Raw genomic sequence first — 6,926 nt, forward strand, 5'->3', positions numbered from 1 at the left:
ATTATCCTTAGTCCTAAAAATTTCAAGTGCAACCAAGCATTAAACTTTTGTCATTAATAATTTAGGAGAAAATCTGGTGGCGATTACAACAGCAGCGTCCAGACTAGGAACATCCGCATTGAGCGATGCGCCGAAGGTAGAACTGCGCCCGAACTATAGCAAAGACGACGTTGAAACTGTGATTCGTGCGGTTTACCGTCAGGTGCTGGGCAACGACTATTTAATGAAATCCGAGCGACTTACAAGTTCCGAGTCTTTGCTGCGGGACGGAAGTTTGACGGTACGAGAATTTGTACGCGCTGTAGCTAAGTCAGAACTGTACAAAACCAAGTTTTTCTACAACAGCTTCCAAACTCGGACGATCGAACTAAACTACAAACACTTGCTCGGTCGCGCTCCCTACGACGAATCTGAAGTAGTTGAGCACTTAGATTTGTACCAAACACAAGGCTACGACGCTGATATTGATTCTTACATCGATTCAGTAGAGTATCAAGAAAACTTCGGCGAAAGTATCGTCCCTTACTACCGCGGCTTTAACACCCAGCGTGGTCAAAAAACCGTTGGTTTTACCCGGATGTTCCGGTTGTATCGCGGCTATGCAAACAGCGATACATCTCAACTAGAAGGCAATAACTCTCGCTTAGCTGTCGAACTCGGCACTAACAGCGCTACGGCTGTAGTTGGGCCTTCTGGCGGTAACGAAGGTTGGGCATATCGGCCTTCTGCCAGAAACGTAACTCCCAGCAGCACTTTCGGCGGCGCGGCAGCTTACGGCAAAGAAGGGCGGCTGGTGCGCGTGGAAGTTTCGGGCATTCGCACGGGCGGCTATCCCAGCGTGCGCCGCAGCAGCAAGGCTTTCATCGTACCTGTTGAGGAGTTGTCCTCGCAAATGCAGAAATTTCAACGCATGGGCGCGAAAATCGCCAGCATTACTCCAATTTAGTCAGTTGGCAGTTGGCAGTTGGCAGTTGGCAGTTGGCAGTTACTAGCTTTTAGTCAACAGTCAACAGTCAACAGTCAACAGTCAACAGTCAACAGTCAACAGTCAACAGTCAGAATTACCAATTACCAAGAAGCTTATGTTGGGTCAAATTGTAGCTGGAAAAAGTGGCAATACAGCTTCGGCTAGTCGCTGCTTTCGGTATGAAGTTGTGGGCTTGCGCCAAAGCGATGAAACAGATAATGTGGATTATTCGATTCGATCGAGCGCGAGTACATTTATCACTGTGCCTTACAATCGGATGAATCAAGAAATGCAGCGGATTACTCGCATGGGCGGGAAAATTGTCAGCATTCATCCTTTAAACGCGGGTGCAGAATCATCCCATGACTCATCCCATGAATCATCCCACGATCACCAATAGTTTGGTTGCAGGGGCGATGAAAATCGCTCCGACACAAGCTAGAAGGGGCGATGAAAATCGCTCCTAGACAAACTTTCGTCCACTCCAAGCGGACTAAGAGTTAATGTAACCCGCCCCGGCGGGTTTTGTCTGTTTAGTAGCGATTTTAATCGCCAAGTTTCCTTGCAGGTTTTGTCTGGGTAGCAGCGATTTCAATAGCCGAATAACTAACAACTATAGCAATCCTCGCATCATTTGTGAATTTCTTACTCCCTCCCCTTGATAAGGGGAGGGTTGGGGTGGGGTAAAAAGTTTACGACTCCTGCAAGGATTGCTATAATAACTAATAACTAATGACTATGAATTATTACGAATCCGACTCACCGCCGGCGGGTGTAGCTGAGGGCGAGTCTTTAACTGTTGAACAGGCGATCGCAAATTTGCACTCCCAAGATTACAGTCTCCGGTATTATGCTGCTTGGTGGGTGGGCAGATTTCGAGTCAAGGAACCGGCAGCCATTGCAGCTTTAATTGCCGCATTGGAAGAAGAGTCAGAACAAACGAAAATCGGCGACTATTCCCTATTACGAAATGCGGCGCGGGCTCTGGGTAAATTGGGCGACAAGCAAGCCTTACCTGCTTTGATTCATTGTTTGGAATGCGCTGATTATTACGTCCGAGAAGCGGCGGCTCAAGCTCTAGAAATGCTGGGCGATATCGATTCTATTGTGCCACTAATGAAGCTATTGGATGGGGGCGTAGCTGTGGCTGTGCGAGTGCCGGGAAAATCGCACCTCGTGCAACCTTACGACTCGGTAATTGAAGCTTTGGGAACACTACAAGCGACAGAAGCAATACCGCTAATTTCACCTTTTTTGGAACATTCTGTGGAGCGGGTGCAGTACGCTGCGGCGCGGGCGATGTATCAGTTAACTGGTGAGCGGGTTTACGGAGAGCGGTTGGTAAGTGCTTTGAATGGGGCTAATTTGCAGTTGAGGCGATCGGCTTTGATGGACTTGGGGGCGATCGGCTATTTGCCGGGAGCGCAAGCTATTTCTGAAACTTTAGCAGAAAATAGCCTGAAATTGATTGCGCTCAAAGGAGTTTTGGAGCATCACCTCAATCAACAAGAATCACTATCTTTATCAGATGAAGCTATCCAAGTTATGGATTTAATGGATAGTTTACTGTAAAAAAAATTAGTTCACAACTGAAATAGGATTGCTGTAGCGATTATCAATTGTCTGCCGTATATTCAGGAGACAGCACATTTCAGGAGACAGCACATTTCAGGACACAGCGCCGTGCTGTTTCCCTACCTATTTTGATGGGAATGTTGGTGGGTGAGGCTGCAAAAAGTTCGATCGCGCGATCGACCCAACCTACAATTACAATAGTCACGGTAAAGCTTACAAATAAATGGCATTAGAACTAATTCAGGCTGTCGAACAAGCAGATTCTTCCGAAGGCTTGTTAAACGCAGTCAAAGCACTGGCGGCGACTCCCTCAACACAAGCAATTCCTACCTTAATTACAGTGCTCGGTTACAACAACCCAGGCGCCGCTGTTGCCGCCGTTGATGGGCTGATTCAACTCGGAGAAGCTGCGGTGCTGCCGCTTCTAGAACAGCTTGACGGCTACAATTACGGGGCGAGAGCTTGGGCTGTTCGGGCTTTGGCGGGAATTGGCGACCCCAGGGGTTTGGAGATTTTGCTCGATGCAGCGGCGAATGACTTTGCTTTGAGCGTGCGGCGGGCGGCGGTTAGGGGTTTGGGGACGATTTGCTGGGAATTGATGCCGGCAGAACAAATTGCAGATGCTCAACTTCGCGCTGTGAAAACGCTACTGCAAGCGTCCCGAGATCCAGAATGGGTGGTTCGCTACGCAGCAGCGGGGGGTTTGCAAGCTTTGGCGGGTGCTGCGACTGTTAAACCGGATTGGTTAGCGGAAGTTTCGGCCCGGCTTGAGGAAATCACCCAAAGCGATGAAACTACTTCAGTTAGGGCTCGGGCTTTGCTTGCTAAGGAAAAATTGTCACTTGGGTAGGGTTTGGGCGATCGTCTCTTCCAAGTCCCCTTGAGTGAGAGTCGTTAATATAAAGACTTCTTGTACGGTTTTGCCCTGTCTGGCGATGATTTTAAATCCCCCGCGGATGGGTACTGACACTCTTAATGTCATGCGGGGGATGTGTCCTTTAACTTTGTTGATGACCCCTGGCGTGACTGTTTGAATGCCCATTTTTAGGGTGAGGCGCTCTAAAATTGGTATCAAACCGGGAAGGTGGGTAGAGTGATTCCAAACTAGGCGGCCTTTGGGTTGTGCGTTCATAAATATTTAACCAAATTCAACATACCCAGTCTAAGCCACCCCTGGGGGGAACCAATTTGAATTTCCCTCAACTTATTTATCAATAACGTTACTGTGAGCGTCATTGCCAGCAAACGGAGACAATCTCAAACCGAGATTTTTGATTCCGGGGGCGCAAGCTAAGATTTGAGGGCGCAGAATTGTCCTGTACTTTTTGATGTTGTGGGTTGCTAACTGGCGGTTTTTCTAGTTGAGTGGCGATCGCCGCAAGCATTTCTGCGAGGCTGCAAGGTTTCTTGAGATAGCCGTCTGCTTTGAGTTCCAGGGCTTTTTCCATTTCGGAGGCTGTCATAAAAATAAACGGAATGCTGGCGGTTGCAGGGTGCGATCGCACGGCTGCGAATACTTCAAAACCGTTTAGTTCCGGCATCATGACATCTGACAAAATTAAATCGGGAATTTCGGCTGCTAACTCGATACCGACTTTTCCATTTTCAGCACCCACAGCTTCAAAACCGCGCGATTGCAGAAGTTCTAATACCGTTTCTCGGATTAAGTTATTGTCTTCAATTACTAATATTTTGGTCATTTTTGTTACTTTTATGTTGGTTTTATTTTTACTTGTATGTTAAATTTATATCACCCGTATTTTCATAAATTCAAGTGGGCTATTGCAGCTACCCAGTTTTCGCAGCCCCGAAGCGATCGCACTAGCTCAAAATCTTTCATAAATCAATAAAACAGTTCGGGAAAAATATCATGAAATTTATCAGCCCTAAAACAGACTTTGCCTTCAAAAAAATCTTTGGTTCCACCGACAGCCAAGACATCCTCATCAGCTTCTTAAATGCTCTAATTTACGCCGGTGAGCCAGTCATCCAAGACTTGCAAATTATTGACCCTTACTCGGCTGCTACCGTTAGCGGACTCAAAGATAGTTATTTGGATGTCAAAGCTCGAATTACGGGCAACAAGACGGTAATTATTGAAATGCAAGTTCTGAATGTAGCCGCTTTTGAAAAACGAGTCATCTACAACTTAGCCAAAACCTATGCCAACCAACTCAAAATTAGAGAAGGTTATCCTAGATTACAACCAGTAATAGCTTTGACAATTACTGATTTTGAAATGTTTAAAGAACAACCTGATGTTATTTCTCATTTTGTGTTCAAGGAAAAAGAGAAACTATTTGATTATCCCCATCTCCAAGTTGAAATGTTTTTTGTGGAATTGCCGAAGTTCAAAAAAGAGTTAGATGAACTCACAAGTTTGACTGATAAATGGATTTATTTCCTGAAAAATACTCCCGATCTAGAAACAATACCAGCCACAATGGAAACAGTTCCAGAACTAGAAAAAGCTTTTCAAATTGCCAATGAGGCTAACTTAACATTGAAAGAGTTCGAGGATATCGAAGCCCAAGAAATGGCGATCGAAGAACAGCGGGGAATAATTACTAGGGGCGTAGAAGAAGGTCTGGAGCGAGCTTTGGAGCGAGCTTTGGAGCCAGCTTTGGAGCGAGCTTTGGAGCCAGCTAGGATTCAAGCGATGCAAGAAGGGATTCAAGCAGGCCGTCAAGAAGGGATTCAAGCAGGTCAAAGAGCATTAATTCTGCGTCTGCTGGAGCGACGTGTAGGAGCCGTAAATCCCGATGTAGTTTCGCGGATTGGGGAATTATCGGTTGAGCAATTAGAGAGTTTGGTGGAGGAGGTAGTAGGATTTTCTAGTTTATCCGATTTAATGGTTTGGTTGGATAGAGCAGAATAAGAGAGAGAGCGATCGCTGTGAGGTTTTTTTAGGTCGATCGACTTATAAACAGCCATATTCACAAATTTCGGGCGATCGGGTAAAATATAACTTAGTGTATCGCTATTAAGTGAGGAAAAGGATATGTCAGAATTTCTAGACTTTCTCAGACATCAGTTTGCCTACGTTGCCATTGGCGAATTTAAACCAGGAAAATTTGAAGCTGCAGAACAACTTTTTGAAAAAGCCGTTGCAACTTATGCCACAGGTTTTAAGGGAGCATACCTGCTGCAATTGCCCAATACAGACAAAGGTATTGCCATCATTTTTTGGGAAAGCGTAGAAGATATGGCAGCCAATCAAAGCGAAGCTTATCAGGAAATATTGAAGCAGATGGCGCCTTTGTTTGCGAAAATACCAGACACTGATGTTTATGAAATCGTCAGTGAAATTCAGCCCAAAAGTGAATAATTAAAAATCCTGCAATCGGCGCGTCATTCCCATGCCCATAGGCGTCTTTCGCCCGACTCCGCTGTAAATCGCAAAATCTGCTAAAGTGTTAATTTGCTTGATAGTAGCAGGAGCTATATCTCCCATAATTCGGTAACTAATATCGCCGACGCAGCCAATAAATTTACTGCGAGAATCCGTACTAACTTCTGTTCTGATATCGAAGAAACTGGGAAAAATAGCTTCTGTGAAAGTAGGTTCGATCGCCATCCGGCTGTACTTGTTCCAGCGATTAGCTAAACTGCCAAAAATACTCTCACGAGTGGGCATAGCACTATCGTATACACCTTGCCGAAAATTAGTAGGAGTGCAAAAACTAAAAGCAATTTGGCGCTCAGTTTCCGAAGCTCTATCGAACAATTCGGCGTAAGTACAAAAGTTTACCCAAGGCTGGTTTGATTGCGGTTCGCTCAAAATATTAGTAATGTATATATTTGTCGGGCCCAGATGCCAAGGGCGAGCGAAATTAAGTTGCTGCCAAAGTTGAGTTAGGCGATCGAACAAACCGTCATCCAGCAGAGAAATTCGCCACCAAAGCGGCGTATTTTCCTGAATTGCTTGCTTGTGTTCCCACTGTACAGCGGGAGATATTGTGCGGGAAGCCGGAGGCAAAACTCTCTTCTGTGGCTGGGGCGTGCTGCTTTTGTAAGCCTCTTTTCTGCTTACTTGAAACGGGCTTAAAGTGAAAGCTTTTTCATGAGATTGGTCATGCAGGTAGGCGCTCAAATCGCTGTCTACAGCACTCACCAGGTTCAAAAATAAAGCGTGGAGATGCCGCCCCGTTAAAAACTGGGATGGAATTGGTGCAACTGGCAGCAGGTTTAAAACAAGGCTGTGCGGCATTTTTAAATTCTATACTGTGTCTCTATATATTTTCAGCTCGTATTAATATTACAGCTAAGTTGGCACTTAGGAATGAGAATTAAATAACTTCCACTCTTGAAAGTGGGATGGGCGTCCCGCCCGTCTTTTTTGGTCGGGCGGGACGCCCATCCCACAATAACAAGTAAAATTGTA

Annotated in this window: 10 protein-coding genes; 6 read left to right on the plus strand and 4 right to left on the minus strand. The window is 45.7% G+C overall.

Features of this window, described 5'->3' with window-relative positions:
* Positions 1 to 76: 76 nt before the first annotated feature.
* The 3 genes from QUB26_RS12795 to QUB26_RS12805 all read left to right on the plus strand — a co-directional run bounded on the left by QUB26_RS12795 (position 77) and on the right by QUB26_RS12805 (position 2,539).
* Positions 77 to 946 carry a phycobilisome linker polypeptide gene (locus tag QUB26_RS12795; RefSeq protein WP_333157465.1) on the plus strand — a complete coding sequence of 290 codons (870 nt, stop codon included), beginning with the start codon at positions 77 to 79 and terminating at the stop codon, positions 944 to 946.
* A gap of 136 nt (positions 947 to 1,082) precedes the next feature.
* The gene (locus QUB26_RS12800; RefSeq protein WP_333206152.1) at positions 1,083 to 1,367 is read left to right on the plus strand and encodes a phycobilisome linker polypeptide; all 285 of its coding nucleotides are present in this window, start codon (positions 1,083 to 1,085) and stop codon (positions 1,365 to 1,367) included.
* A gap of 332 nt (positions 1,368 to 1,699) precedes the next feature.
* Entirely contained in the window at positions 1,700 to 2,539 is an 840-nt protein-coding gene (locus QUB26_RS12805) for a HEAT repeat domain-containing protein (protein ID WP_333318261.1), read from the plus strand.
* Between the two features lie 79 nt (positions 2,540 to 2,618).
* Here QUB26_RS12805 and QUB26_RS12810 read toward each other — a convergent pair whose 3' ends face one another.
* Positions 2,619 to 2,747, minus strand: coding sequence for a hypothetical protein (locus QUB26_RS12810; protein WP_333318263.1), 129 nt, complete (start codon positions 2,745 to 2,747; stop codon positions 2,619 to 2,621).
* 18 nt (positions 2,748 to 2,765) lie between these two features.
* On the opposite strand from QUB26_RS12810, the gene QUB26_RS12815 reads away from it, so the two are divergent.
* Complete coding sequence (locus QUB26_RS12815) at positions 2,766 to 3,392, plus strand: HEAT repeat domain-containing protein (RefSeq protein ID WP_333244987.1); 627 nt, start codon at positions 2,766 to 2,768, stop codon at positions 3,390 to 3,392.
* Here QUB26_RS12815 and QUB26_RS12820 read toward each other — a convergent pair.
* Positions 3,381 to 3,674, minus strand: a complete 294-nt coding sequence (locus QUB26_RS12820) for a DUF2103 domain-containing protein (RefSeq protein WP_333055302.1) — start codon at positions 3,672 to 3,674, stop codon at positions 3,381 to 3,383. The two genes, QUB26_RS12815 and QUB26_RS12820, sit on opposite strands and share 12 nt — an antisense overlap.
* 100 nt (positions 3,675 to 3,774) lie before the next feature.
* Positions 3,775 to 4,242, minus strand: a complete 468-nt coding sequence (locus QUB26_RS12825) for a response regulator (RefSeq protein WP_333318265.1) — start codon at positions 4,240 to 4,242, stop codon at positions 3,775 to 3,777.
* Positions 4,243 to 4,412: 170 nt separating this feature from the next.
* Here QUB26_RS12825 and QUB26_RS12830 point away from each other — a divergent pair, with 170 nt between their 5' ends.
* Together QUB26_RS12830 and QUB26_RS12835 are read left to right on the plus strand one after the other, a co-directional pair.
* The gene (locus tag QUB26_RS12830; protein ID WP_333318267.1) at positions 4,413 to 5,420 is read left to right on the plus strand and encodes an Rpn family recombination-promoting nuclease/putative transposase; all 1,008 of its coding nucleotides are present in this window, start codon (positions 4,413 to 4,415) and stop codon (positions 5,418 to 5,420) included.
* Positions 5,421 to 5,543: 123 nt separating this feature from the next.
* A complete protein-coding gene (locus QUB26_RS12835) occupies positions 5,544 to 5,870 on the plus strand; it encodes an antibiotic biosynthesis monooxygenase (RefSeq protein WP_333055299.1) in 327 nt (108 codons plus the stop codon).
* Here QUB26_RS12835 and cas6 read toward each other — a convergent pair whose 3' ends face one another.
* Complete coding sequence (gene cas6 / locus QUB26_RS12840) at positions 5,871 to 6,752, minus strand: CRISPR-associated endoribonuclease Cas6 (protein ID WP_333318269.1); 882 nt, start codon at positions 6,750 to 6,752, stop codon at positions 5,871 to 5,873.
* Between the last annotated feature and the right edge of the window lie 174 nt (positions 6,753 to 6,926).

The organism is Microcoleus sp. B4-C1, assembly GCF_036705285.1.
GTDB lineage: Bacteria > Cyanobacteriota > Cyanobacteriia > Cyanobacteriales > Microcoleaceae > Microcoleus.